2 protein-coding genes are annotated in these 942 nt (G+C 62.5%); one reads left to right on the plus strand and one right to left on the minus strand.

The genetic code is table 11. The features are described 5' to 3' along the window. A partial coding sequence (locus EN925_RS37505) for a BadF/BadG/BcrA/BcrD ATPase family protein (RefSeq protein ID WP_348630393.1) occupies positions 1-545 on the minus strand: 545 nt, incomplete at its 3' end. A gap of 137 nt (positions 546-682) precedes the next feature. Here EN925_RS37505 and EN925_RS37510 point away from each other — a divergent pair. Next, positions 683-942, plus strand: a 260-nt coding sequence (locus EN925_RS37510) for an extracellular solute-binding protein (RefSeq protein ID WP_128337446.1), incomplete at its 3' end; no start/stop codon positions are given.

Genomic DNA, 942 nt, shown 5'->3' on the forward strand with positions numbered 1-942 from the left:
TCTGTACCCAGTTCGCGCATCAGCCCGGCAATCAGCGGGTCACCATCCTGGCCCCGGTCGAGGCTGTGCCGGATTGCTTTCGCCGCCTCGCGCACCAATGCCGGCGCGCTGCCCTCGTCGCCAAGGATCCAGCCCCAGCCACCGGCTGCCAGCATCTTGCCATCGGCCGTGCGTGCCACCGCGATCGAGCCTGTGCCGGAGACGACGCCGATGCCGTCGATGTAGCCAGCGGCAGGAACCATCAGCTCGGCATCGTTGACCACCTGCACCGCACCACCGGTCCTGCTTGCCAGCAGAGCCTGGAAGCGAAGGCATTGTTCACCCGTGTCGCAGCCATGCGCGCCAACGGCCAGCACAGCGGGCGCGACCCCGCCGCACAATCCCGCGACGATCCCAGCCAGTGTCTCGGCATCAGTCTCCATCTGGCGAATGCGCCAGCTCTCCGTCACCAGCACCTCGTCGGCGATGCGCTCGCCCTGGCACGCCATGATGCGCGTCTTGGTGCCGCCTATATCCACGCCTGCAATGATTTTCTGGGTCACCATATCCACCGCGCAAGCCGGGCTGCCGCGTCCAATCCACATTAGTTAGGAAACTTTACAAACTATCTTTCCAGACGGCAAGAACTATGATTTGATAATCGTCGTAAAAAGCGCATCAAGCGCGATTGGGAGATTGCAACATGAGCAGGAGAAGGATTGGGCTGGCCCTCGCGGCCGCGTCTTTCGCATGGGGATTGGCAGCCAGCGTGGCGCATGCCACCGACATCTCGTTCTGGACCTGGCGCCAGGAAGACAAGGCCGCCTACAACGAACTTTTCGCCGATTTCACCAAGGCCAACCCGGACATCCATGTGAAGTTCGAGTCCTTCCCGGACGAGAACTATCCGACGATCGTCTCGACGGCCTTGGCCGCCGGCAAGGGTGGCGACGTCATCCACAC

Origin of the sequence: Mesorhizobium sp. M7A.F.Ca.US.006.04.2.1, assembly GCF_004022915.1 — a bacterium.
Classification (GTDB): Bacteria; Pseudomonadota; Alphaproteobacteria; order Rhizobiales; family Rhizobiaceae; genus Mesorhizobium; species Mesorhizobium ciceri.